The 25,091-nt window shown below is 68.9% G+C and carries 20 protein-coding genes; 9 read left to right on the top strand and 11 right to left on the bottom strand.

Translation table 11 applies throughout. From position 1 onward, the window contains the following. Positions 1–163: 163 nt before the first annotated feature. Together H1D24_RS08690 and H1D24_RS08685 are read right to left on the bottom strand one after the other, a co-directional pair. Positions 164–2,482, bottom strand: coding sequence for a heavy metal translocating P-type ATPase (locus tag H1D24_RS08690; protein WP_181656833.1), 2,319 nt, complete (start codon positions 2,480–2,482; stop codon positions 164–166). A gap of 156 nt (positions 2,483–2,638) precedes the next feature. Beyond that, positions 2,639–2,863 carry a heavy-metal-associated domain-containing protein gene (locus tag H1D24_RS08685; RefSeq protein WP_181656832.1) on the bottom strand — a complete coding sequence of 75 codons (225 nt, stop codon included), beginning with the start codon at positions 2,861–2,863 and terminating at the stop codon, positions 2,639–2,641. Positions 2,864–3,202: 339 nt separating this feature from the next. Between H1D24_RS08685 and H1D24_RS08680 the strand changes: the two genes are divergently transcribed. Together H1D24_RS08680 and H1D24_RS08675 are read left to right on the top strand one after the other, a co-directional pair. Beyond that, positions 3,203–3,694 carry an Lrp/AsnC family transcriptional regulator gene (locus H1D24_RS08680; protein ID WP_181656831.1) on the top strand — a complete coding sequence of 164 codons (492 nt, stop codon included), beginning with the start codon at positions 3,203–3,205 and terminating at the stop codon, positions 3,692–3,694. A 158-nt stretch (positions 3,695–3,852) separates the two neighbouring features. Beyond that, positions 3,853–4,560 (top strand): HAD family hydrolase, encoded by a 708-nt coding sequence (locus H1D24_RS08675; protein ID WP_181656830.1) that lies wholly within the window; start codon positions 3,853–3,855, stop codon positions 4,558–4,560. A gap of 17 nt (positions 4,561–4,577) precedes the next feature. Here the strand turns inward: H1D24_RS08675 and H1D24_RS08670 are convergent, their stop codons facing one another. Then, positions 4,578–5,348 (bottom strand): LysR substrate-binding domain-containing protein, encoded by a 771-nt coding sequence (locus H1D24_RS08670; RefSeq protein WP_181656829.1) that lies wholly within the window; start codon positions 5,346–5,348, stop codon positions 4,578–4,580. Positions 5,349–5,420: 72 nt separating this feature from the next. Between H1D24_RS08670 and H1D24_RS08665 the strand changes: the two genes are divergently transcribed. Next, positions 5,421–5,810: a DUF5997 family protein gene (locus tag H1D24_RS08665; protein ID WP_181656828.1), complete on the top strand. Its 390-nt coding sequence runs from the start codon at positions 5,421–5,423 to the stop codon at positions 5,808–5,810. Between the two features lie 30 nt (positions 5,811–5,840). Here the strand turns inward: H1D24_RS08665 and arsM are convergent, their stop codons facing one another. From arsM to H1D24_RS08635, 6 genes are all read right to left on the bottom strand, one after another. Continuing rightward, the gene (arsM, locus tag H1D24_RS08660) at positions 5,841–6,674 is read right to left on the bottom strand and encodes an arsenite methyltransferase (RefSeq protein ID WP_181656827.1); all 834 of its coding nucleotides are present in this window, start codon (positions 6,672–6,674) and stop codon (positions 5,841–5,843) included. A gap of 141 nt (positions 6,675–6,815) precedes the next feature. Continuing rightward, entirely contained in the window at positions 6,816–7,688 is an 873-nt protein-coding gene (locus H1D24_RS08655) for a MurR/RpiR family transcriptional regulator (RefSeq protein WP_181656826.1), read from the bottom strand. Between the two features lie 171 nt (positions 7,689–7,859). Beyond that, the gene (locus H1D24_RS08650) at positions 7,860–8,783 is read right to left on the bottom strand and encodes an ABC transporter substrate-binding protein (RefSeq protein WP_181657081.1); all 924 of its coding nucleotides are present in this window, start codon (positions 8,781–8,783) and stop codon (positions 7,860–7,862) included. Positions 8,784–8,829: 46 nt separating this feature from the next. Next, positions 8,830–9,519, bottom strand: a complete 690-nt coding sequence (locus H1D24_RS08645) for an ABC transporter permease (protein ID WP_181656825.1) — start codon at positions 9,517–9,519, stop codon at positions 8,830–8,832. Further along, a complete protein-coding gene (locus H1D24_RS08640; protein ID WP_181656824.1) occupies positions 9,516–10,181 on the bottom strand; it encodes an ABC transporter permease in 666 nt (221 codons plus the stop codon). The genes H1D24_RS08645 and H1D24_RS08640 overlap by 4 nt, the downstream gene beginning before the upstream one ends. Further along, a complete protein-coding gene (locus tag H1D24_RS08635) occupies positions 10,178–11,329 on the bottom strand; it encodes an ABC transporter ATP-binding protein (RefSeq protein WP_181656823.1) in 1,152 nt (383 codons plus the stop codon). Before H1D24_RS08635 ends, H1D24_RS08640 begins: the two co-directional genes overlap by 4 nt. Positions 11,330–11,582: 253 nt before the next feature. On the opposite strand from H1D24_RS08635, the gene H1D24_RS08630 reads away from it, so the two are divergent. Then, a complete protein-coding gene (locus H1D24_RS08630) occupies positions 11,583–12,584 on the top strand; it encodes an ornithine cyclodeaminase family protein (RefSeq protein WP_181656822.1) in 1,002 nt (333 codons plus the stop codon). Then, positions 12,581–14,194, top strand: a complete 1,614-nt coding sequence (locus H1D24_RS08625) for an HAL/PAL/TAL family ammonia-lyase (RefSeq protein WP_181656821.1) — start codon at positions 12,581–12,583, stop codon at positions 14,192–14,194. The genes H1D24_RS08630 and H1D24_RS08625 overlap by 4 nt, the downstream gene beginning before the upstream one ends. A 159-nt stretch (positions 14,195–14,353) precedes the next feature. On the opposite strand, the gene H1D24_RS08620 is transcribed toward H1D24_RS08625, so the two are convergent. Together H1D24_RS08620 and H1D24_RS08615 are read right to left on the bottom strand one after the other, a co-directional pair. Beyond that, entirely contained in the window at positions 14,354–16,057 is a 1,704-nt protein-coding gene (locus H1D24_RS08620; protein ID WP_181656820.1) for a hypothetical protein, read from the bottom strand. 552 nt (positions 16,058–16,609) lie between these two features. Then, complete coding sequence (locus tag H1D24_RS08615; RefSeq protein WP_181656819.1) at positions 16,610–18,217, bottom strand: DEAD/DEAH box helicase; 1,608 nt, start codon at positions 18,215–18,217, stop codon at positions 16,610–16,612. 657 nt (positions 18,218–18,874) lie between these two features. Between H1D24_RS08615 and H1D24_RS08610 the strand changes: the two genes are divergently transcribed. From H1D24_RS08610 to H1D24_RS08595, 4 genes are read left to right on the top strand one after another with little or no spacing between them, the layout of a single operon-like run. Then, the gene (locus H1D24_RS08610; protein WP_309484255.1) at positions 18,875–19,264 is read left to right on the top strand and encodes an SseB family protein; all 390 of its coding nucleotides are present in this window, start codon (positions 18,875–18,877) and stop codon (positions 19,262–19,264) included. Further along, entirely contained in the window at positions 19,261–19,884 is a 624-nt protein-coding gene (locus tag H1D24_RS08605) for a hypothetical protein (RefSeq protein WP_181656818.1), read from the top strand. Before H1D24_RS08610 ends, H1D24_RS08605 begins: the two co-directional genes overlap by 4 nt. A 3-nt stretch (positions 19,885–19,887) precedes the next feature. Then, on the top strand, positions 19,888–24,558 hold the full coding sequence (locus tag H1D24_RS08600) for a putative T7SS-secreted protein (RefSeq protein ID WP_181656817.1): 4,671 nt from the start codon (positions 19,888–19,890) through the stop codon (positions 24,556–24,558). Further along, positions 24,558–25,055 (top strand): hypothetical protein, encoded by a 498-nt coding sequence (locus tag H1D24_RS08595; RefSeq protein WP_181656816.1) that lies wholly within the window; start codon positions 24,558–24,560, stop codon positions 25,053–25,055. The genes H1D24_RS08600 and H1D24_RS08595 overlap by 1 nt, the downstream gene beginning before the upstream one ends. The last annotated feature ends 36 nt before the right edge of the window (positions 25,056–25,091 follow it).

Raw genomic sequence — 25,091 nt, 5'->3', positions numbered from 1 at the left:
CATGGCTCAAGTCTCATCGGATTCACTGGGCCATTGGCACTGTCTCGGGCCTTCGCGTTGCACCGACAAGAGGCCAACGGACCATGGCGACGGACGAGATCAACTTCCCGGCTTGAAGCTCCCGCTCGTAGGCCCCTACGCGCAAGGGCCTACGCGCAGGGGCCTACTCGAAGGACCGCAGCCGCAGGCTGTTGGTCACCACGAAGACCGACGAGAAGGCCATCGCGGCGCCCGCGATCATCGGGTTGAGCATGCCGGCGGCCGCCAGGGGCAGTGCGGCGACGTTGTAGCCGAAGGCCCAGAACAGGTTGCCCTTGATGGTGGTGAGGGTCCTGCGGGAGAGCCGGATGGCGTCCGCGGCCACCCGCAGGTCACCGCGTACGAGCGTCAGGTCGCCCGCCTCGATCGCCGCGTCCGTGCCCGTTCCCATCGCCAGGCCCAGATCCGCGGTGGCCAGGGCGGCAGCGTCGTTGACTCCGTCGCCGACCATCGCGACCGCCCGGCCCTCGCGCTGCAGCCGCTTGATCACGGCCACCTTGTCCTGAGGCAGCACTTCCGCGATCACCTCGTCGATGCCGACGGTCCGCGCGACGGAGTCGGCGACCGTCTGGTTGTCGCCGGTCAGCAGGACGGGCCTCAGGCCCAGCTTCCTCAGTTCGGCGACCGCCTCGGCGCTGGTGTCCTTGACGGCGTCGGCGACGGTGAGGACGCCGCGCGCCGTGCCGTCCCAGGCGACCACGACCGCCGTGCGCCCCTCGGCCTCCGCCGCTGCCTTGGCCTCGGCCAGTTCCGGTGGGAGCTCAATGCCCCGTTCACCCAAGAGCTGCTCGCGTCCGACGAGGACCTGGTGCCCGTCGACCGCCCCCTGGACGCCGAGACCGGCGATGTTCTCGAAGCTCTCCGGAACGGGCAGACTTCCGGCCTTCCCCCACTCTCGGCTTCGCTCGAGCGGGGGGACCCCCATGGCGGCGCCCGCGGCGATCGCCTGGGCGATCGGGTGTTCCGAGGCGTGCTCCAGCGCGCCCGCCAGCCGCAGCAGTTCGTCCTCGTCCACGCCCGGTGCGGTGACGACGTCCTGGAGCTGCATACGGCCCGTGGTCACGGTCCCGGTCTTGTCGAGGACGACGGTGTCCACGCGCCGGGTGGATTCCAGCACCTCGGGGCCCTTGATCAGGATGCCGAGCTGGGCCCCGCGCCCGGTGCCGACCATCAGGGCGGTCGGCGTGGCGAGCCCCAGGGCGCAGGGGCAGGCGATGATCAGCACGGCGACGGCCGCGGTGAAGGCGGCAGCGGTGTCGCTGGTGAAGAACAGCCAGGCCAGAAGAGTGCCGAGGGCGATAAGGATGACCGCGGGGACGAAGACCGCGGAGATACGGTCGGCGAGGCGCTGCACCTCGGCCTTGCCGTTCTGGGCGTCCTCGACGAGCTTCGCCATACGGGCGAGCTGCGTGTCGGCGCCCACCCGGGTCGCCTCGACGACCAGCCTTCCACCGACGTTCACCGTGGCACCGGTGATGGGATCGCCGGCCGTCACGTCCACCGGCACGGACTCGCCGGTCAGCATCGAGACGTCGACCGCGGAGCCGCCCTCGACGACGGTCCCGTCGGTCGCGATCTTCTCTCCGGGCCGGACGACGAAGCGGTCACCGACGGCCAACTGCGCCACAGGGATACGCACTTCCTGTCCGCCCCGCAGTATCGCGACATCCTTGGCGCCCAACTCCAGCAGCGCCCTCAGTGCCGCCCCGGCCTTGCGCTTGGACTTCGCCTCCAGGTACCGGCCGGCGAGGATGAACGTGGTCACGCCGGTCGCGGCCTCCAGGTAGATGGAGGACGAGCCGTCCGTACGGGAGATGGTGAACTCGAAAGCGTGCCGCATCCCGGGCATCCCGGCGTGCCCGAAGAACAGGGCCCACACCGACCAGCCGAGCGCGGCGAGTGTGCCGATGGACACCAGGGTGTCCATGGTCGCGGCGCCATGACGGGCGTTGGTCCAGGCCGCCTTGTGGAACGGGAAGGCGCCCCAGATGACGACCGGAGCCGCCAGGGTCAGCGACAGCCACTGCCAGTTGTCGAACTGCAGTGCCGGGACCATCGCCATCAGGACGACGGGCACGGAAAGCGCTAGCGATACGAACAGGCGCTGCCGGAGCGAGAGAAGCTCGCCGTCCGCTCCCACCGGAGCGGCCTGGGCCTCGTCGCCCCCGGTCCGGCGCGCGGGAGGGGGCGGCTCCGCAGCTGTGTAGCCGGTCTTCTCGACGGTGGCGATGAGGTCGGCGACCTCAATCCCGTCAGCGTAAGAGACCCTGGCCTTCTCCGTTGCGAAGTTGACCGTCGCCGTGACGCCGTCCATGCGATTGAGCTTCTTCTCGACGCGGGCGGCACACGAGGCGCAGGTCATGCCGCCGATGGAGAGCTCGACCTCGGCGGTCGGCGCCGCCGTCGTACCGGGAACCGTCTTCTCGAGAGCCGTGCTGGTCATGGGGCGTATCTCCTGGGAGAGGCCGGGGCGTACGGCGTCCATATGAGCGGGGCGGCACCTCCCGGCGTGGGAGCGACATCGCGTTCCTGGGCGAACGGCGGCGAACGGCCCTGGCGGACCGGTCAGGCCTGACTACGGGTCAGGCCGGACTACGGGTCAGGCCGGGCCGACGAGCTCGTAGCCGGCCTCGTCGACCGCGGAGCGCACGGCTTCCTCGTCGAGAAGGGCGGCGGAGGTGACGGTAACCTCGCCGGAGGCGGCGACGGCCTTGACCGCGGTGACACCGTCCAGCCCGGAGAGCTCCTCGGAAACAGCGCTCTCACAGTGGCCGCAGGTCATGCCGGACACCTTGTAGACGGTGGTGACGTTCTCGAAGGTCATCGCTTCTTCCTCGGGTGTCGATGCGTGTGTAGCGCGGAACCGGACGGGCGTCCGCCGCTCCGCTCATACATCCACACTATACCCCCCCTGGGTATTTTCTTGGCCAACACTCGTGGATGCCCGCTCACACTTCCGGAAGAGCCGCTGGGACGCGGTGCCTTCCGAACCCGAGAGAGGATGCGGGCCGGCTCCACGGCACGGTCGATGCGGCGGCCCACGCTGCCGCCATGCAAGGCCGCCGCGGCGGAAGCGGGACACTGGCTCAGCAGGCACAGAGTCGACTGGGCCATTGGTACCGTCATAGACGCTCACAGCCGACCAGGAGGAGGCAGACGGACCATGGCCGTGGACGCGTTGGACACCCGCATCCTGCGACTGCTGCTTGAGCAGCCGCGCACGAGCGCCCGCGAATACGCCCGTATCCTCGGCGTCGCGCGGGGCACGCTCCAGGCCCGGCTGGACCGGCTCGAGCGGGACGGAGTGATCACCGGAACCGGGCCCTCCCTCTCCCCCGCCGCGCTCGGCCACCCCGTTCTGGCCTTTGTGCACATCGAGGTCACGCAGGGGCATCTCGACGAGGTGGGCGATGCGCTGGCCGCCGTACCGGAGATCATCGAGGCGTTCTCGATCACGGGTGGCGGCGATCTGCTGACCCGGGTCGTGGCCCGGGACAACGCACATCTGGAGGATGTGATCCAGCAGCTGATCCAGCTGCCGGGCGTGGTGCGCACACGCACGGAGGTGGCGCTGCGCGAGCGCGTACCGCATCGTCTGCTGCCGCTCGTGGAGTCGATCGGCCGCTCCACTCGCGTGCCCGAACGGCCGCGCTGATCGCGCCCCTACTGCCGCACTGATCGCGCCCACACGACGCTCTGGTGCCCTCCGTGCTCGTCGCGGCACGCCACTCCCCTCACAGCAGTGCGATCGAGCCCCCTGAACCGCGCCAGTGTGCTGAGCCCCTCTTGTCACGCCCTGGCATGCTGGAGGGCATGAGCAAGGCAGGCAGGGCGGCCACCACCTCGGTCATATTCGATCTCGACGGAACACTCGTGGACAGCGAGCCGAACTATTTCGAGGCGGGACGTCATGTCCTTGCGCAGCACGGCATCACGGGCTTCACGTGGGAGGACCACCAGCAGTACGTCGGCATAGGCACGCAGGAGACGCTCGCTCTGTGGAAGGAGCGGTTCGGGCTCGGGGCGCCGCTCCACGAGCTGCTGGCGGAGAAGAACCGCCGCTATCTGGAACTGGCCCGGGTATCCACGCCCGTCTACCCGGAGATGCGGAAGTTCGTGGAGCGGTTGCACGACACGGGTGTGCAGATGGCCGTGGCCTCGGGGTCCTCTCGCGAGGCCATCGAGGCGATCTTGTCCAGCGCGGGCCTGGCGACGTTGCTGCCCGTCGTCGTCTCGGCGGACGAGGTGGCGCACGGCAAGCCCGCCCCTGACGTCTTCCTGGAGGCGGCCCGCCGGATCGGCGCCGAACCGGCCGACTGTGTGGTGGTGGAGGACGCCGCGCCCGGCGCCGCAGCGGCGCATGCGGCGGGCATGCGCTGCATCGCGATCCCCTACGTGGCGGCGCAGGCGGACGACCCGCGGTTCGCCACGGCGGGACTGCTCTTCCGCGGCGGCCAGGGCGAGTTCACGGCGCAGGCTGCGTTCGAGTGGCTTGCGCTCGCTCGGACGACGCCGTCCTGAACGCACGCACCCCGAAGCTACGACCGACGACGAGGTTTGCCGCGCTTGGCGCCTTTGGGGCCGCCGGCACCGCTCCGAGGACTCTTGCCGGTCGACTTGCCGGCCGCGGGCTTCCGCCGTACGCCGCCTGAATCCGGCCGCTTCCGCTGCGGCTGAGCCGGGGCCGGCGTCGTGGGCCGGCGACCCCGAGAGCTGTTGACGGTTCGCCCGCGGACGATCCCGATGAAGTCCTCGACCATGTCGGTGGTCGCGTCCTCGGGCCACGACAGCGCGACGCTCGACTCGGGGGCGTCCGTGACCGGCCGATACGTGAGGTCCTTGCGGTGATGCAGACGGGCGAGTGACTGGGGGACCACGAGCACACCCACCCCAGCCGCCACGAGTTCGACGGCGTCCGCCGTCGTGGCGGGGCGCTCGATCGCGGGCTGTCCCGGCAGACGCTCCCAGTCGAGGACGTCGTCGAGGGGATGCAGCACGATGTCGTCGGCCAGATCCTCGGCGCACACCTCGTCGACCGCCGCCACGACGTGGTCTTTCGGAACCACGACCACCGTGGTCTCGGTGTAGAGAGGGATCGCGCTGAGGACCGCCCGGTCGACCGGCAACCGCACGAGTCCCGCGTCGGCGCCGCCGCCCAGCAACACATCCGATGCTTCGGCGGCGGAGACACCGATGAGGGTCAGTGGGACCTCGGGCAGCCGCTCGTTCCAGATCCGCGCCCACTTGGCGGGCGTCACTCCCGGGACATACGCGAGCCGGAACGAAGGGGATACTTCCGAGCCTGTCACCCCGCCAGGTTACCGGTCGCAGGTCATTGGTCGTGGTCGGAGGCCGCTCAGGCGCTCGATACCCTTGACACCATGAAGTCGCACCAGACCGCCCAGACGATGAAGCCCGCGACCGCGGCCAAGAAGCTGGGTGTGTATCTCGAGGCCACCCCCGCCGAGTTCCAGGAGGGCGTCGTCTCGCGCGCCGAGCTGAACGCGCTGCAGGCCGATCCGCCCGAGTGGCTGCGGGAACTGCGAGCAAACGGCCCGCACCCCCGCCCGGTGGTCGCGGCGAAGCTGGGCGTCTCCATCGCGGGTCTCGCTCGCGGCGGAATCACGGAACCGCTCACCACCGAGCAGATCGACGCGTTGAAGAGGGACCGTCCCGACTGGCTGGAGAGGGAGCGCGCCACCCAGGCCGAGGTGCGGAAGGAAGCGGTGCGCATCAGGGAGAAGAACGCCGAGCGCGGCGATCAGTCCTGAACGCGTTCCTGACGCGCACAGGCTCGTGCGCTACCGGCAGCTGGAGGTACCGCCACAGCACGCACCGGCGGCCACAACGGGCAGGGACGTGGACGTCGTCGCGCCCGTCACAGCCGACACCGGCTTGACCGCCCGCACGATCGCCGAGTGCATCCCGTCGGCCACCGCGTGCGTCGCAGTGACCTCGACGTCCGTGAACCCGGCGGCCTCCAGCCCCTCCCGGTACTCGGTGAAGGACAGCGCGCCGGCGATGCAGCCGACATAGTCGCCGCGCTCGGCGCGCTGGTCCGCCGTGATGTGATCGTCGGCCACGACATCGGAGATACCGATACGGCCGCCCGGCGCGAGCACCCGGAACATCTCCGCGAACACGGCGGGCTTGTCGACCGACAGGTTGATCACGCAGTTGGAGATGACGACGTCGACAGTGCCGGCGGGCAGCGGGACCGCCTCGATGGTTCCCTTGAGGAACTCGACGTTGGCCGCGCCCGCCTTCCTCGCGTTGTCCAGGGCGAGGGCGAGCATCTCCTCGGTCATGTCCAGCCCGTACGCCTTGCCGCTCGCCCCCACTCGGCGGGCCGACAGCAGAACGTCGATGCCGCCGCCCGAGCCGAGGTCCAGCACCCGCTCGCCCTCGTGCAGTTCGGCGACGCCGAGCGGGTTGCCGCAGCCCAGCGAGGCCGCGAGCGCCTCGACGGGCAGCCCCTCCCGATCCGCGGCCGCGTACAGCCCCGCCCCGAAGTTCTCATCGATCTCGACGCTCGCGGAGCCGCAACAGGCGGTTCCGCCCTGGGTGACCTCCACGGCGGCAGCGGCGTAGGCGGCACGTACCTGCTCACGAAGGTCGCTCTTCTGGTCGGCCATGACCCGCCTCCCACTGCATCGGTGCTGCATCGGCGTCTATGAAGACAAAGTTCCTCCCTGAATCGACGACTGTCAACATAGAGGCATATCGAATCAGTAGCGAGGTTGCGCCGTGCCGGAGCCGGTGAGGGGTCTTGGTGCTCAGTTGACGAACAGCCCCCGCGCCACGGCCCGCGCGTCGAACTCCTCCAGGCGGGCCTGAGCGTCCGGCAAGGCGTCGCACATCGCCTCCAGGAGGACTTGTCCCAGCACCATGGGGGCGCTCACGGTGTCGAACACCAGGCCGGTACCCACAGCGGCCGGGAGGAGCAGATCGCTGTGGGCGGCCACCGTGGCGAACGTGCCATCGGCGATCGTCACCACCGTCAGCCCCGTGTCACGGGCGTGGTCGAGCGCGTCGAGGACCTCGCGCGGATGGCGCGGCAGCGCGAAGCACAGGAGCGCGCTCGCGCCGGCATGCCTGGCCGCGTCGATGCGGTCGGCGAGCATCGAGCCGCCTTCGTCGAGCAGGCGTACGTCAGGGTGGACCTTCGCGGTGAAGTAGGCGAAGCCTCGTGCCTGGGCGGCGGAGGCGCGCAGCCCGAGCACCGGCAGCGGCCGGGACGCGGCGAGCAGCCGGCCCGCGCGTTCCACGGGCCCGGGGTCCGCGAGCAGGGACGCCAGCTGCCGCAGATTGTCGATCTCGGCCTGTACCGCTTGCTGGTACCGGTTGTTCGACCTGCCGTCCACGCCTGTGCCGTCGGGTGCGACATCCCGCAGATGTCTGCGCAGCGCGGGATATCCGTCGAAGCCGAGGGCGAACGCGAAACGGGTCACCGACGGCTGGCTCACCCCGGCCAGTCGGGCCAGCTCCACGCTGGACAGGAAGGGCACGGCCGACGCTTGCCGGACCAGGCAGTGCGCGATACGGCGCTGCGTCGGGGTGAGCCGACGGCCCTCGAAGAGCCGGTGCAGCCGTGCGGAGGCGCCTGCTTCGCGGGGTGTGCCGACGGTGGCTCGTTGCGTGTCACTCAACTTGTTCCCCCCAGCCAGTCGTACTGTGTCCCCTCACTCGCTCCCGGGTCGCGTACCTGGTCTGTCCGGGCGGACGGTGACCGCGTGGCCGCACTGACCACGAGCACCGTCCGCCCCGGATCCGAATGACCCGACGAAATGACCCGGAAACGGTCAGCCCAACCGTTGCGGTCAGCTCACGAGACCGGCCTTCGTCAGCCAGTCCTTCGCGACGGTGCTGGCGTCCTCCTTGTCATTGACCAGCTTCTTCATCATGTCCAGCAGGTCCTCGGTGGTGAGCTCGGCCGAGACGCCGTTGAGCGCCGCCTTGGCCGTGTCGTCGACCGCGGACTTGTAGATCAGGGGCGTGACGTTCTGCGAGGAGAAGAGGTTCTTCGGGTCCTCCAGCACCACCAGCTTGTCCTCGACGATGGCGGGGTCGGTGGTGTACAGGTTGGCGGCCTGCACCTCGTTCGACTTCAGCAGCTTCACGAGGGTGCTCTGGGCGCCCGCGTCGAGCGGCTGGAACTTCCCGAACTCGACGCCGTAGACCTTCTTCAGACCGACCCCGCCCTGCGTGCGGGTCTTGAACTCCGAACCGGCACCGATCGTCATGTCCCCCGCGACCGGCTTGAGGTCGGCGAGTGTCTTGAGGTTGTACTTGGCGGCGGTCTCGGCGGTGACCGTGACCGAGTCCTTGTCCTCGGCCTCGGCGGAGTCAAGGATCTCCACCGACGACGGGAGCTTCTCCTTCAGCTCGGCGTTGATCTCCTCGGTGCTGGTCGCGGTGCTGTTCTTGTCGACCGCCACCGACAGCAGGGCGCCGTTGTACTCCGGGAAGACACTGATGCCGCCCTTGACCACCTGGTCGTAGTAGACCTCACGGGCCCCGATGTCGAACTTGCGGGTCACCTTCAGGCCCTTGGCCTCCAGGGCCTGGGAGTAGATCTCGGCGAGCAGCTGGTTCTCGGGGAAGTTCGCGGAGCCGACGACGAGGGACTTGCCGTCTCCGCTGTCGCTGCTGCTGCCCGTCAGCGGGTTGTCGTCGCCGTCGCCACCGCCGCAGGCGGTCAGCGTGAGTGCGGCGATCAGGCCGAAGGCGGCGCCGCGGTACATGCCTCTCATGGGTGTTTCCTTTCTCAGGGCCCGGAAGCCAAGAAACTCAAGGTTTGGCCGCCGAGACCCGCAGGCCCGGCGACACGATGAAGCGCCGCAGCGCGGTGAACACGATCTGGACGACGAGCGCCAGCACGACGACGACGGTGGAGCCGCCGATGACCAGTTCGTAGTCGTTACGGGAGAGCCCGTCGACGATGAAGCGGCCCAGGCCGCCGAGACCGGGATAGGCCGCCACGGTCGCCGTGGCCACGACCTGGATCGCGGCGACACGTAGTCCGAGGAGTATCAGTGGCAGCGCCATCGGCACCTCCACCCGCACCAGGACCTCCCACCCGGTCATGCCGACCCCGCGCGCGGCGTCCCTGGTGTCGGGGTCCACGCCGCGGACTCCCTCGAAGGTGTTGATGAGAATGGGCGGGACCGCGAGTGCGACCAGGGCGATCAGCACGGGCGTGGTGCTGAGTCCGGCGAGCGTGACGACGAGGACGACCAGGCCGAAGGTGGGGATCGCCCGTGCGAGGTTGGCCACGCTGGCCACGGCGAACGCCCCACGGCCGGTGTGCCCGACGAGCAGCCCGAACGTCAGCCCTATCAGCGCTGCGAACAGCAAGGACAGGCCGCTGTAGGTGAGGTGTTCCAGGAGCCGGTGGGGAATCCCCTCGTCACCGTGCCACTGCTTCGAGGACGTCAACCAGTCGCCTACGAGGCGGAGTTGGCTCAGGAGATCGTTCATGACGCCGTCACCTTGCTCCGGGACCACGGGGTGAGCAGCCGCTGCGCCAGGACCAGCAGCGCGTCGGTGGTGAGCGCGAGCAGCATGATCAGCACGATCGCGGTGACGATCGGGGTCGGGAAGTCGAGTTGGAGGCCACGCGTGATGTAGTAGCCGAGACCGCCCTGTCCGATCAGCTGTCCCACCGCGACGAGACTGATGGACGAGACGGCGGCGACGCGTACGCCGGCGATGACGACGGGTACGGCGATCGGCAGTTCGACCTGGACGACACGGCGTACCGTGCCGAATCCCATCGCGGTGGCCGCAAGCCGGACCGGTTCGGGGACCGAGGCCAGCCCGTCCACGACGTTGGGCACCAGGACCGACAGCGTGTAGAGCGTCAGCGGGATCATCACCGTCTGTTCGGTCAGTCCCGTGTAACGGACGAAGATCATGAACAGGGCCAGTGACGGGATCGAGTACAGGACATTGGCCACGGTCAGCACCGGTGGGTACAGCCATCGCAAGCGATGGCACAGGATCCCGAGAGGGACCGAGATGATCAGCCCGAAAAGCACCGGCAGAAGGCCCAGTCTCAGATGGACAGCGGTGTAGTCGGCCAGCTCACCGGCATGATCGCCTATCCACTGCCACCGGACCAGCGGCTCACCGTCACTCATCGTTCACCACCGGCGGGGCCCTCGGCGCCCACCTCGTCCCCGGCCGGGGCCCCGGCCACGTCGGCGGCGGCCGTCACTGCGGAGAGCTCGTACGCGTCGGCGACGCCGATGACCGCGCCTTCCGCGTCCACGCCCACCGCGAGCCGGGAGGGCGACAGGAGCGCCGAGTCGAGGGCGGCCCGCGCCGAGTCGCCGACGAGGCTGAACGTATGGCCGAGCGGCGCCAAAGGCGCGTCCGCGAGCGTGCCGCTCTCCGGGAGTTCGGCGACCGCGGCCCAGCCGAGCGGTCGCCGGCCGTCGTCGACGACCAGAACCCAAGGCTCATCCACCGCCCTGGCCGGCGCCACGGGCGAGGTCGCCGGAAGCACCGGACCGTCGCGCAACGGCACATCGGCCGCCTTGACGAAGGACAGCCGGCGGATGCCCCGGTCCTGCCCCACGAAGCCGGCCACGAACTCGTCGGCGGGATCAGCGAGCAGACGCTCGGGGGTGTCGAACTGTGCGAGTTTGCCGCCGGTTCGGAACACCGCGATGTTGTCGCCGAGTTTGATCGCCTCGTCGATGTCATGGGTCACGAACACGATCGTCTTGTGCAGCTCCTTCTGCAGCCGGATGAACTCCGCCTGCAGCTCCGCCCGTACGATCGGGTCGACCGCGCTGAACGGCTCGTCCATCAGCAGCACCGGCGGGTCGGCGCCCAGGGCCCTGGCCACCCCGACGCGCTGCTGCTGTCCGCCGGAGAGCTGGTTCGGGTAGCGCTTGGCCATCTCCGCCGGCAGCCCCACCAGTTCCAGCAGCTCCGCCGCCCGCGCCCGCGCCTTCTTCCGGCTCCAGCCGAGCAGCAACGGAACCGTCGCGATGTTGTCGAGGATGGTGCGGTGCGGGAACAGCCCGGCGTGCTGGATCACATACCCGATGCCACGGCGCAGCTCGGGGGCGTGGATCTCCCGGATGTCCTGGCCGCGCAGGCTCACCGTCCCTGCCGTCGGCTCCACCATGCGGTTGATCATGCGCAGGGTCGTGGTCTTGCCGCAGCCGGAGGGGCCGACCAGGACCGTGATGCCGCCCTCGGCCAGCTCCAGGGACAAGTCATCCACGGCTGTGGTGCCGTTGGGATAATTCTTGCTCACCGCGTCGAATCTGATCAAGGCTGCCCCTTACCTGACTGCATATGGTCATGCAGAGTTACGGCTGACTGAATGAGAGTCAATGGCCTCCTGTGAACGGCGCGTTACGTTCGTACGAAATAGGTCCAGGGTGTGCCCGAAATCCTCACCTTCTGCGACTGATGTGCCTTTCCAGATCCATCGACGCCGACCTGACAGTTGCTCTCGACGCGCGCGTTCCGGCCGTGCCGCCGGTGTCATGCGATTCGCCAGCTCAGACGTAGGGAGACAACCCATGAAACCGGTCTGGTTCACCTTCCTGAACGGCTCGGACATCGAACAACTCGAACTGATCGACATCGAGATACTCGACGCCGTCGAAGAAGGGCTGCGCGCCCAGGGCCTTGGCGAAACGGTCATCGAACCGCGCGTCCACCTCATGCCCGATCCCTCGTTCAACGGCCACTTCAACGTCCTCCGCGGCTATGTCGCTCCGCTCGCGCTTGCCGGGGTCAAGATCGTGGGCGACTACGTCGGCAACTACAAGGCCGGGCTGCCCTCCGAAATGGCGCTGCTCAACCTCTTCGACCCGCGTACCGGCATGCCGGTGGCCGTACTCGACGCCACCGCCATCACCGAGATGCGCACCGGTGCCCTCACCGCGCTGGGGGCACGTCACCTGGCCCGTCCGGATGCCAGGGTGCTCGGGCACATCGGCGCCCGAGCCACGTCGTACTGGAACGTCCGCCTGCTCGACCGGATCTTCGACCTCACGGAGATACGCGTCCACTCGCGCCGCCCCGAGAGCCGCGAGGCCTTCGCCGAGCGACTGGAGCGAGAGCTCGGCAAGCCCGTCATCGTGACCGAGGACTGGAAGACCTGCGTGGACGGCGCGGACATCGTGGTGGAGGCGTCCCGGCTCGAGCGGCCGGAGCCGCTGCTCAAGACCGAGTGGATCGCCCCCGGGGCCCTTGTCGTGCCGTACGGAACACACAGCGCCGTCGAACTCACCCTCACGGACATCATGGACAAGATCGTCGTCGACGACTGGGGCCAGGCGCACGCCGGGCCGTTCGGCGCCCTGCGCGCACACGTCGACTCCGGCAGGCTCGACGAGTCCAATCTACATGGCGAGTTGGGCGAGATCGTCGCAGGCAGCAAGCCGGGCCGGGAAAGCGCCGACGAGACGAACCTGTTCTGGCACCGTGGACTCTCGCTGTCCGACATCGCGCTGGGTGCGGCCGTGCTCAAGAAGGCCGAAGAGCGCGGCCTCGGTCAGAAGCTGCGGTTCTCATGACGGGGGTCGCAGAGGTCGTCATCGACGGGCGGACACTGTCGTACGACGATGTCGTCGCCGTCGCCCGCCACGGCGCCCGAGTCGTCCTGGGCGACGCGGTGATCCCCCGGCTGACGCGCGAGCGAGCCGCCGTCGACGACGTCGTCGACCGCCAGGTGCCGACGTACGGCCTGACGACGGGCCTTGGCACCCGCTCGTCGTACGCACTGCCCCGCGACGAACTCGAGGCGTTCAGCGTCCGCACGGTCCGGGGACGGGCCAACGCGGTCGGCGCTCCGCTGCCGGTACCCGTCGTACGCGCCGCCGTCCTCGCCCGCGTCAACGGCATCGCGGGCGGAGGCAGCGGAGTGCGTCCGGAGATCCTGCGGCTGCTCGTGGCCATGCTCAACTCGCGGGTACATCCGGTGATTCCCGAGGTGGGGTCGATCGGCGCCTCGGATCTGTGCCAGATGGCTCATGTCGGCCTGGTCGTGATCGGTGAGGGCAGGGCCGAGTTCGCCGGCGGCGTGCTCGACGGCGTCACGGCACTGCGACGGGCCGGTCTCACCCCTGTCGAACTGGGCCCGAAGGACGGGCATGTGCTGTGCAGCGCGAGCCCGCTGGCGGCCGGACAGGGTGCTCTCGCCCTGCACGAGGCGAGCGCCGTCCTCACACTGGCGCAGGCGGTCACAGCGCTGACCTACGAGGGCTTCCGGGCGAACACGAGCCCGCTCGACGCCCGGGTCCTCGGCCTGCGCCCCGCTCCCGGTCAGTGCCGCGCGGCGGCCGAGTTGCTCGCCCTGCTGAACGGCGGGGAGCTGGGCGATCCCCGGAACGCGCGGCGGGTCCAGGACCCCGTCAGCCTGCGCTGCGCAGCCCAGGTGCACGGGGCGCTGCACGCCGCGCTGGACTTCGCCGACGCCGCGCTCCAACCGGAGCTCAACGGCTGCGGCGACAATCCGGTGGTGCTGGCCGACACAGCCGAGATCCTCTCGTCCGGCAACTTCCACACTCCGGCCCTGGCCCTCGCCTTCGACACCCTTGCGCTGGCCCTGACGCAGACCGCGTCGGTCTCCGCCGAGCGCATGCGACGGCTGCTCGATCCCGCCGTCAGCGGACTGCCTGCGAACCTCTCGCCGTACGGTCCGGAGCGCTCGGGCTTCGCACCGCTCGCCAAGACGGCGCAGGCACTCGTCGCCGAGATCCGTCTGCTCTCTGCACCAGTGAGCACCGACCCCCGCCATGGCGCGGACGCCGTCGAGGACGACTCGACCAATGCGGCGCTCGGGGCACGGCGGCTGACCACGATCCTCGTACGGCTGCGGCAACTGCTCGCCGTGGAGGCCGTGGTCGCCGCCCAGGCAGTGGACCTGGCCGCACCGTCCGCTCTGGGCCGGGGCCCCGGACTCCTGCACCGCGCGATCCGAGCGATCGTTCCCCCACTGGACGACGACCGGCCCTGCGGGGAGGACGTGGAACGGGTCAGCGCCGACGTCCTGGGTTCCGACGACGTACGGCGAACACTCCGCGCTCTCGGCAGGAGGGACGGTGGGGACGGTCGAGGGGCTTCGGGGGTTCAGGGCGGTGAGCCGCGCGGGTCGGCTCACCCCGCTGTTGAGGCGAACAGTTGAAAGACCGACGCCAAGAATCACGCGCCCCCAAGGAAGCTCAACCGCACCTGACGGTTCGGATTGTCCCGGTTCGTATCCGCCAGTCCCCATTCCCCGAAGGTGCCCAGGCCCCACGGGTAGCGGTCCTGAGCTGATCAGAAGGCATGTGACCGCCAGGGGTCAGTCGCTGTTGCCGCCCGGGTCATATGGGAACTCGGCAATGCGCTGTTCTTCCTGCGCCAGGGGCTCCGCGAAACGGGCAGTCAGGTCTCCGTCACCGAAGGCCCTCGCTGCGGCGTGGGCCGCGCGGTACAGGGCTGGGGGCGTGCGATGGACTGTGTCAAGAAGAGCCGTGCCGGTGATGAGGGACTGGTGGGCGAGGGCAGGATTGCCGGAGTCGGCGGCTGAGCGTGCGAGCAGGAAGTGTTCTTCGATGAGGTCGAGTGCCTCAGCCTTGTCGCGCCAGTCGTCGGCAGGGGGCGTCTCGATGTCGAAGAGTGCGGGCTGACGCGGGCCCGGCTTCGGGGACGGCGGGCCGTCGAGGGTGGTGAGCGCACGCTGCAGCGACGTCCATGCCCGGTCGAGGTCGCCGGCCTGCCGTTCCAGGGCGGACAGACGCGTGTACGCGAAACCACGGGCAAGGTCTGTGTCCTGGACCGAGGCGTACAGGCGCTGGGCGCGGGAGGCCTGCCGGAAGTCGCCGAGCGCGGCGAACTCGCTGACGATGGAGGGAAGTTCGGCGGTGTCGCCGGGCCCGATGTCGTCGAGCATGCGTATCAGGGCCGTGCGGGCGAGTTCCGTGCGGCCCTGGCGACGGGCGAGGGTCACCCAGGTCTCGACGGGCTCGGAATTCGGGTCGTCGCCGAACCACTCCGGCGTGTCGAGGGCTTCGACCCACGCCTGCAGGGCCTCGGGGTCCCAGTGGAGATGCTCCTCGCCACTCTTGTCCGGTCGGTCGAGTGGCAGGTCGGACAGGGCGCACCAGGTGTCGAAGTTGGCGCAGCGAGCGGCGTACAGACGGGAGAGGTCCTCCCTGCAGTGGCAGCGGGCAACCAGGAACACGGCGAGGTGCAGTTCCTCGCCCATCCCGCCGAAGGGGGCCTCACGGCGGCATCGGGTCTCCTGATCGAGGAGATGGCGCAGGAGCGGCAGGTCGGTGTCGCGCCGGTCGTACTGGGCCGCGCGCAGCACACCGGCGCGGCGGGCCGCGTTGGCGTCGTGCTCCGGGTCGCTCCGGCCGGACACCGGGGAGAAGGCCACCATCGGCCAGGCGGCGCGGTCGGCCCGCAGGTGGGCCAGGTCCGCCTGGCAGGCCCCGAGCAGGGCTTCCTGCAGCGGGGGTCGGGGGTGCGGGTCCAGCAGGTGGTAGGCGCTGTCCTCGTCGGCGAGCAGCAGCACGTGGTCGGGCTCGGTGCGGAGGAGGGCACGGTGCATCCGGGCGAAGAGCTCGGCGGGAGGGCGCAGGGTCAGCCCGAGAGCGGTGAGGAGTTCGTCGAGGTAGGGGGCGTAGGAGGCGCGGATGCTGTCCTCCCCCTCGAGGGCTGCGGCGGACAGTTCCTCTTCTCCGGTCTCCGGCTGGAGGTGCAGGTGGTCCCGCCATCCGGGGAGGCCGGTCACCAACTCCAGTGTGTCGGCGAGGCTTTCCGCGATCAGACCCGCATACCCCTCCGAGTCGGCGTACAACACCCCGCCGTCGCCACAGAGGAAGTAGGTACCGCCGGTATCGTCGCCTGCTATCCCCTCCAGCGGCGCACCCGATGCCAGACGGACGTCCTCGCCGTGGTCGGCTCGGCAGAGATCGAAGTCGAAGGGGAACGCTGCGAGTTCGGCCAGGCGCGGACTCTGCCGGAGCAAGTCGAGGAGGCGGAGATCGGACCGGGGCATGCGACGGACCGTAGCAGCCTGCAGGACGGGTCCTGTCGCCTGGACGGCGCGCGACGGTGGCTGAGAACTACGTGCCCAGCCGCAGGACCGCCGTGGAACGAGCAGCAGTCAGAACGGAGTTCCTGCATCACCAGGGTGCCGGCTGCGTCCTGGGTGAGCGTCTGGTGAGCCCAGGCTGCCGCCCACCCGTTCGGAGTACCGATGTCCCGTCGGCCCGCCAAGACCGCGACTCGCGTCACCTCACCCGCGGGCACCCACCAGGCACAACAAGATCAACACGGGGCGGGTCGGCGGAGACCAGCGACAGGTCCACATCAGCGGCACCGCCCACCACCGAGCCGCCGCACAGGCGAAACTGGCCGAGCTGACGGCCGCCCTGGAGGAGCACGCGGCGGAACTTTGCAACCCCCGACCTGGCCCGCCGCACCGCCGCCCGAATCGGCGAGGAACTGGACAGCGCGAGCCCTGACCAGCGCCGCCTGACGGAGAACCTCGAAGATCTCGGCCTGGCCGTCGGAGCGGTGGCGTCCGTCATCACCATCCTGCAGGGGCTCACGACCACTGTGGCTGCGCCGACCGGCGTCGATCTTGCCCGGACCTCATTCGGGGCGAAGAGGTCGTGGGTTCACATCCCGACTCAACCGCCGCGCCGCACGCGGGCCGCCTTGCGGGCTTCCGCGAGCTTGCGCGCCTCGCTCCCCTTGCGGGACTACCGCCGGAGCCGCGAGCCTCGTCCTTGCTGGTGCCCAGACCGCGGAACGGAGCGTTGTGGTTCTTCGGCCGCGCTGCGGCGGGCACACCGTCGAGGGACACTCCGGAGGGGGCCCTGGCGCCAGTGATCCGACTCAGGTCCGCCTCGCCGGACCGTACCTTGGTGATCATGGGCGCGATGCCGGCGTCCGCCATGGCTTGGCTCGTCTCGCGGCGCTGTCCCGACAGCACCAGCGTCACGACCGTGCCGGATCGACCGGCCCGGGCCGTGCGACCCGCGCGGTGCAGATAGTCCTTCGGGTCGGTGGCCGGGTCGACGTTGACCACAAGGTCGAGGTCGTCGACGTGCAGGCCCCGCGCCGCGACATTCGTCGCCACCAGCGCGGTGACCTGTCCGTTCTTGAACTGTGCCAGGGTCCGGGTGCGCTGCGGCTGCGACTTCCCGCTGTGCAGGGACGCGGCGGGGACTCCGCTGGCCCGCAGATGCCTGGCGAGCTGGTCGACCCCGTGCTTGGTGTCCAGGAACAACAGGACGCGGCCGTCACGGGCGGCGATCTCCGTGGCGACCGCGTACCGGTCCGGACCGTGCACGACCAGGACATGGTGCTCCATCGCGGTGACCGCCCCGGCCGACGGGTCGACCGAGTGGACGGCGGGGTCGTGCAGGTAGCGGCGGACCAGTTGGTCGACGTCACGGTCGAGGGTGGCCGAGAACAGCATGCGCTGCCCTTCAGGACGCACCTGATCCAGAATCTCGGTGACCTGCGGCATGAACCCCATGTCGCACATCTGGTCGGCCTCGTCCAGGACGGTGATGCGCACCCGTCCCAGACGGCAGTCCTTGCGCTCGATCAGGTCGTGCAGGCGACCGGGCGTGGCGACCACGATCTCGACCCCCTCGCGCAGCGCAGCAGACTGCCGGCCGATGGACACCCCGCCGACCACGGTCGCAAGGCGCAGCCGCAGCGCCCGGGCGTATGGGGTGAGCGCCTCGCTGACCTGTTGCGCCAGCTCCCTGGTGGGCACCAGGACGAGCGCCAGTGGCTGCTTGGGCTCCGCTCGCCGCCCGGCCGTCCGGGCGAGCAGCCCCAGACCGAAGGCGAGCGTCTTGCCCGAGCCGGTGCGCCCCCGGCCGAGGACATCCCGGCCCGCGAGAGCGTTCGGCAACGCGGCCGCCTGGATGGGGAAGGGCTCTGTCACGCCGAGTTCGTCGAGCATGCGCAGCACCGCGGCCGGCAGCCCCAGCTCCGAGAAGGTCGCCGCCGGAGGCAAGGCCGGAGTAAGGGTCGACGCCACGGACAAGTCACCTTGCCGGGCGTCGGCGCGTGCTGAATCGCTCACAGAGAGCCTTCCTCCGAAGGGACCGTACCGAGGAAGGCGCGGCTGGGACGCAGCCACCGATCCCGGGGCGTCGGGCGGAGTCCCGGTACGACGGCGCTGCAAACGCATCACGCTAGCACGGGGCCGTCTCCGCGGCTCCGGTCCACACAAGCCAGCGTCACGCCGCGTCACGCAGCGTCACGCCGCCTGGGAGTGGCTCGTTTGGCGCGGCCGGAGTCCAGCCCTACAGCCGTTCCCCCGCGACACCCTCACCCGATCCCCCGCGACACCCTCACCCAAGAAACGACAACCGCACCTGCCGCCGCGGATTGTCCTTGTTCGTATCCGCCAAACTCCGTTAGGGCAACCCCAACCTACCCGTGTACTTGCCGCAGCTCCAGCTGAACTATCCCTGGCCATACGAGGCTTCGCTCCCTGGTCGTGTCTCAACGGAGTACCTAGCCCGGTGCCGGCGGCTGTGGCATCACCCAACTGCCCCCTTGATCCAGCGCACGATGCCCTACTGTCCGCGAAGGCAGCCTCGGCGTGGCGGTCGGTAGCTGGAGGGCTTGAGGGCGCGGAGACACGAAGGGCAGTTGGTTCTTCCAGGCCCGGGACGGTCGGCCCACCCGTGATCCGGCGGCGCAGCCGAAACCCGAACTCGCTGCCCCGGGATGGCTCGGCCGAACGCTGTGTACCAGTCCAGCGTCGACGGAACCTGTTGCGGGGTGTGCGGCGTCAGCTACGGTCAGAGTGCCTGTTCGAACAGGGATGCAGGGGGCGGTTGTGCTGTCGGAGGACATCGAGGACGCAGACGCGGCGCTGGCCCAGGTGCAGGCCGCCCTGGGTGAGTTCCGCAGATCTCTGGTGCTGGTGCCGATCCGGGACGGCGGGATCCTCACAGGTGACCAGGGCGGTCTGCGCTGGGTCTTCGCGTTCACGGATACGGATACGCTGACGGCGTTCGCGCAGGCGCGTGGTGAGGGCGGTCAGTGGGAGTTCCGCCGTGTCTATGGTGCTCGTCTCCTGGACGAGACCCTCGCGGAGATCAGCGTGCCCTGCGGCGTCGCCGTCGATGTCGGGAGCGAGGGAGCCTTCCTCCTGCCGCCGGTGAAGGGAATCGTGCCCGATCACGTGGCGGTGACCGGGGACTCTGACGAGGGGGCATCGGCGTGAGTGGCTACAAGTTCGACCCAGAGTCGGCGAAGCGGGTCGAGCAAGGGTTGACCGCGGCGATCCGCGAGCTGGAGGAGACGGGCTACTTCTCGATCACTGCGCAGCAGGGACACGGCTTCCAGTTCATGATCATGTCCGGGATGGAGATGGGCTCCGGCGAACTGGCGGACGTGTTCGGCCAGTTCTGCGGGCGGTGGGCCCTCGCAATTCATTCGAAGATGCAGGACGCGAACGACATCGCGCGGAAGCTGGGCCTGTCGGCGGGGCTGTACCACGAGCAGGAGGAGTACGTGCTCGGCTCGCTTAAGGAGGCCGCCGTCACCGCCGGGTCGTACAACCCGCAGCAGGGCTTGGCGGACGGGGAGAAGGCCGCCGACATGTCGTGGGGCGAGATCGGGGACCGGGTCAAGCCCACATTCGAGGCGGATCCGTCGCAGCCGGACTGGGGCGCGATGGGGGACCAGTGGAAGCAGGTCGGGGAGGACTTCACCACCTCCCCGTGGCAGGACGTGGCCGGCCCGACCGGGCAGGACCGCAGTGACTGGCAGTGGGACGGACCACCCCCCGAGAACGACCAGCAGGGCGGCCAGGGGAATCAGAAGGACAACGGGGGGAAGTAGGCCGTGGGACTGGGGGATTTTATCAACGACGCCGCCGGCGCGGCGAAGGACGGCCTCGAGGCCGTGGGCGACGGTGTCGAATGGGCCGGCGACAAGACCGCCGACGGTCTCGACGCCGTAGGACTCGACGGCGCAGCCGAGGGGGTACGGGACGCATCCGAGTGGACAGCGGACAAGCTCGGCGCGGACGTCGCCGAACGGCAGCTCGGCGAGACCGAGGATCCGAAGGAGATCATCCACGGTGACGTGGAGAAGCTGACGGACCGGGCGGAGCATCTGCGGGACTTCTTCAAGGCATTCGACCGGCTGGGCACCGGGATGAAGGGCCTGGACGTCCACGGCTGGGAAGGGCAGGCCGGGGACTCGTTCCGCGCCGAGTTCGAGCCGCAGCCGAAGTTCTGGCTGTCCGCCGCCGACGCCTGCGAGGAAGCCTCGAAGGCCCTCGTCCAGTACGCGTCGACCGTGCAGTGGGCCCAGGGTGAGGCCAAGGAAGCGATTGCGGCGTACAAACAGGCCAAGGAACTGTCCGACAAGGCCGTCGGGGAGTACAACGCGAAGGCGGACGAGTGGAACCGGAAGAACGAGGCCGGCCAGGACCCCGGCCCGAGGCCGGCGCCGTTCAAGGACCCGGGACGAGCCGCCATGGAGCAGGCTCAGCACATGGTGACGGAGGCCCGGCGTCAGCGCGATGACGCCGCCCGCCATACCAAGGACACCATCATGGGCCTCGTCCGGCTCGCCCCGGAGCCGCCCAGCGCGATGCAACTGGCCGCCTCGATGGGCCGTGACATGGTCGAGGGCACGGTCCTCAACAGCATGCACCTCACCGGAGGCGCCCTCAAAGCCGTCGGCGAGACGGTCGGCCTGGTACGGATGCTCAACCCCACCGACCCGTACAATCTGACCCACCCCGGCCAGTACCTGCAGAACGTCAACGGTGTCCTTACCGGCCTTGCCTCCACCGTCGCCCACCCTGAGCGCCTCGTCGGCATCATCAAGAACCAGAATTGGCGCGACCCTGCGGAAGCCCTCGGCGGCATCGCCATCGAACTCGTCGGTGGCAAAGGCGCAGGCGGCGCCGTCAAAGGCGGTTTGAAAGCCGGCTTGAAGGGCGCGGGCAAGGAAGCGATCGAACAGGGCGCGAAGGAAGCCGCCCGCAAATCCGTACGCGAGCGCCTCGACGACCTCGCCCGCGACTTGAACTGCAAGGTCCTGCGGAACGAACCCGTCGACATGGCCACCGGCCGGATGGTGCTCCTTCAGACCGATGTGTCCCTGCAGGGGACGTTCCCGCTGGAGTTCACGCGCACCTTCGAATCCGCCTACCGCAACGGTGGCTGGTTCGGCCCGGCATGGGCGTCCACGATCGACGAACGCCTCGAGATCGATGCCGAGGGCGTCGTCCACGTCGCCGCCGACGGCGGCGTGCGCGCCTACCCCCACCCGGCACCAGACCTCCCAGTCACCCCGGTCCAGGGCATCCCCTGGACGCTGGAGCGGCACCCCGACGGCAGCTACGAGCTCACCGACCCCGTCGCCAGGGTCACCCGCACGTTCGAAGCCCCCACTGGTGTCGCCCCCGGCGGCGACGGCATCGCGAAGCTGGCCTCCATATCCGACCGGCTCGGCAACTGGATCTCCGTCGAATGGAACCTCGGCCAACCCCACTCGATGACCCACTCCGGCGGCTACGAAGTCCTCTTCACCTGCGCCCACGGCCGCATCACCAGCCTTGCACTGGCCACCCCCGACGGCCCGGTGCGGCTGCGCACGTACGCGTACTCCGGCCGCGGTTTCCTCACCTCTGTCGCCGACTCCGAAAACCGCGCCACCCGCTTCGAGGTGGACGAGCTGGGCCGGGTCGTCACCTGGACCGACAGCAACAACCGGTCGTTCTCGTACACGTACGACGACGAAGACCGGTGTGTTCATCACGAGGGCGAGGCGGGGCATCTGCGGGCCCGTTTCGAGTACGGACTGGACAGCCGTGAGCCTGGTTGCACAACCACCCGTGTCACCGACTCCTTCGGCCACACCTCCCTCTTCACCATCGATGCGAAACTCCGGATCGTCGCCGAAACGGACCGGGCCGGGCGGACCACTCGCACCGCCTACGACGACCAGCACCGGCCCGTAAGGGAGACCGACCCCGTCGGCGCAACCGTCGTCTCCGAGTACGACGATCACGGCCGTCCGGTGCGCATACGTCACGCAGACGGAACGACCTCTTCGGCGACCTACGACGCGGATGGGAATCCGATCGAGCAGACAGCTCCGGACGGTCGCGTCACACGACACAGCTTCGACAGCTCAGGACGCCTCACCCGTGTCGAATCACCGGATGGTGCCACGACCGCGCTGGCGTATGACGACCGGGGGCACCTCGCGGCGGTCACCGACCCGCTTGGCCAGGTCATGCGCGTCGAGAGCAACCCCGCCGGCCTGCCGGTGCGTACCACAGACTCTCTCGGCGCCTCCACCACGTACGTACGCGACGCTTTCGGACGCCCCACAGCCGTAACCGATCCTCTCGGCAACACCACGCACTTTTCCTGGACGACCGAAGGGAAGCTTGCCCAGCGGACCAGTCCGGACGGCTCCGTCGAGATGTGGGAGTGGGACGGCGAAGGCAATCTTCTCCGCCACACCGACCCCATGGGTGGGGTGACGGAGTACGCCTACACGCACTTCGACCTTCTCGAGACCCGGGTGGATCCGGACGGCGCCCGCCACCAGTTCGCCTACGACACCGAGCTCCGGCTCCGCCAGGTCACCAACCCGCAGGGGCTGACCTGGGACTACGAGTGCGACCCGACCGGTCTCGTCAGCGCCGAGACCGACTTCGACGGCCGTCGGCTCTTCTACGCCCACGACGACGCCGGCCGCCTGCGGTATCGCGCCAACGCTCTGGGCCAGTCCGTCACCTACAAACGCGACCTCCTCGGCCGGATAACCACCAAGAACGCAGACGGCGACGAAACGCACTACACCTACGACCCCGCCGGACGACTCATCTCCGCCGAAACGCTGGAGTCCGAGTTGGTCTTGCAACGCGACCGCATGGGCCGCCTCCGTACCGAAATGCACGAAGGTCGGATCCTCACCTACGACCGTGACCCGCTCGGGCGAATCGTGCGTCGAACCACCCCTGCCGGCGTAGTGACTGCCTACGCGTACGACGCCGTCGGCAACCGCGTGAGCGTCGACCTGGACGGGCACACCCTCGACTCACAGTTCGACGCCGCGGGCCGGGAAACCCACCGCACCGTTGACACCGCCCTGTGCTGGGCCAACACCTGGGACCCCGCCGGACGCCTCCTTGGCCAGACCGTGACGACAGACGCTGTCACCAACCATCCCCGCCCGGCGGACCGGGCCGGAGTGCTGCAGGAACGGACGTACGAGTACCGCCCGGACGGCTTTCTCACCGCCCTCACCGACCACCTCAACGGCGCCCGCCGCTTCCGCCTCGACCCCGCCGGCCGTGTCACCCACGTAACCGGCCAAGGCTGGACCGAAACGTACTCATACGACACCGCGGGCAACCTCACCCAGGCCGCATGGCCAGATTCCCACGGCGAATCGGCCCTCGGCACACGTGAGTTCACCGGCACCCGGATCACCAAGGCCGGTCGGTGGACGTACGTCCACGACGAGGCCGGTCGTGTCATCGAACGCCGGAAGACGCGCCTGTCACGCAAGCCGGATGTCTGGCGCTACACGTGGGATGCCGAAGACCGCCTCACCACGTGCACCACCCCCGACGGCACTACCTGGGCCTACCGCTACGACCCCCTCGGACGCCGCACAGCAAAGCAACGCGTTGACGGCGACAACCAAGTCGTCGAGGAAGTCGTCTTCACCTGGGACGGCACCCAGCTCATCGAACAGACCACCACGGGTCCGGGCGTCCGCCCGATCTCCATGACCTGGGAATACAGCGGCCTCGCGCCTGTCGCTCAAGCCGAGCGCGCCCTGACCTCAGACACGCAGCAAGCTGTCGACACCCGCTTCTTCGCCATCATCACCGACCTCGTCGGCACCCCCACCGAACTCGTCACCCCCGACGGCGACTTTGCCTGGCGCACCCGCAGGACATTGTGGGGAACCACCGCCGTTGCCCGCGACGCCACCGCCCACACCCCACTTCGCCACCCCGGCCAGTACGCTGACATCGAAACTGGCCTCCACTACAACCACCATCGCCACTACGACCCCGCCACCGCCCGTTACACCAGCCCTGACCCCCTGGGCCTCGGGCCCGCACCCAACCCAGTGGCGTGGGTGACCAATCCGCACACGTGGACTGACCCCCTCGGTCTCTTCACCTGCAAGGTGGAGAATGCACTCAAGGACTGGCAAAGCAACCGCTATCAGTTCGGTAATAACCCGTATCAGCTGGACAAGTCTGGAATGGCGCACATCCTCGAGCGCCACCACCCGGAGTACTGGGACGGCTCAGTAAAGGCCAATCAATCCTTCTTCGACCGGAAAATGACAGTCGAGGAGGTGGAACACGCCATCTACGAAACCCTGAAGCAGAACAGGGAGAAACTGACCCAACCAGGCAACCCTCAGATGTTCCAAATCCAAGGAAAAGTGAATGGCGTGGACTACGTCCTCGGCATCAACCGGGGACGCGTCGGCCAGTTTTACCCAGGGACCCTCGAATAATGAGCAGCTACGCAGCCGTCAATATCGCCTCCTACCTCGGGAACCCGAGCAAAGGCTTCACTCTCGTCACCGAGGCCACAGCGCCGCGCGACCCGGACTACATCGACGGTGCCATCGATCTGTCCGTGCACGGAGTCCCCATCCTCGACCGAGAGCTGTGGGACTACGTCGACCAACTCTGGGCGTATATCTGCAACATGGTCGAGGAGCTCCGCACGCAGGACGAGGCGTATACCTATTTTCCAGATCAGCCGATCAAACTGACCTTCAAGCGGATTGGAGGTGGACAAATCCTCGTCTCGCTGAACTGGCCAACCGAGGGGCGTCAGGCAGCGGTTGAAGAAGACCTCTTCCTCGAGCAGCTCAAGGAGAGCGGCCGTGGATTCTTCGAACAGATGAAAGATCTCGTCCCCAGCAACGCTGATGCATACGACGAAGCCCTGGCACGACTGACGCCGGCTGGCCCGGAAGGTACGCGTTCCTCATCATCAGGATGAGGTGGCCTAATGCAGCCGGAGTATGACCTAGCGCGC

Origin of the sequence: Streptomyces himalayensis subsp. himalayensis (genome assembly GCF_013778455.1) — a bacterium.
Classification (GTDB): domain Bacteria; phylum Actinomycetota; class Actinomycetes; order Streptomycetales; family Streptomycetaceae; genus Streptomyces; species Streptomyces himalayensis.
Note: the sequence above shows the minus strand (reverse complement) of the source record. Positions and strands in the feature narration are given on the sequence as shown.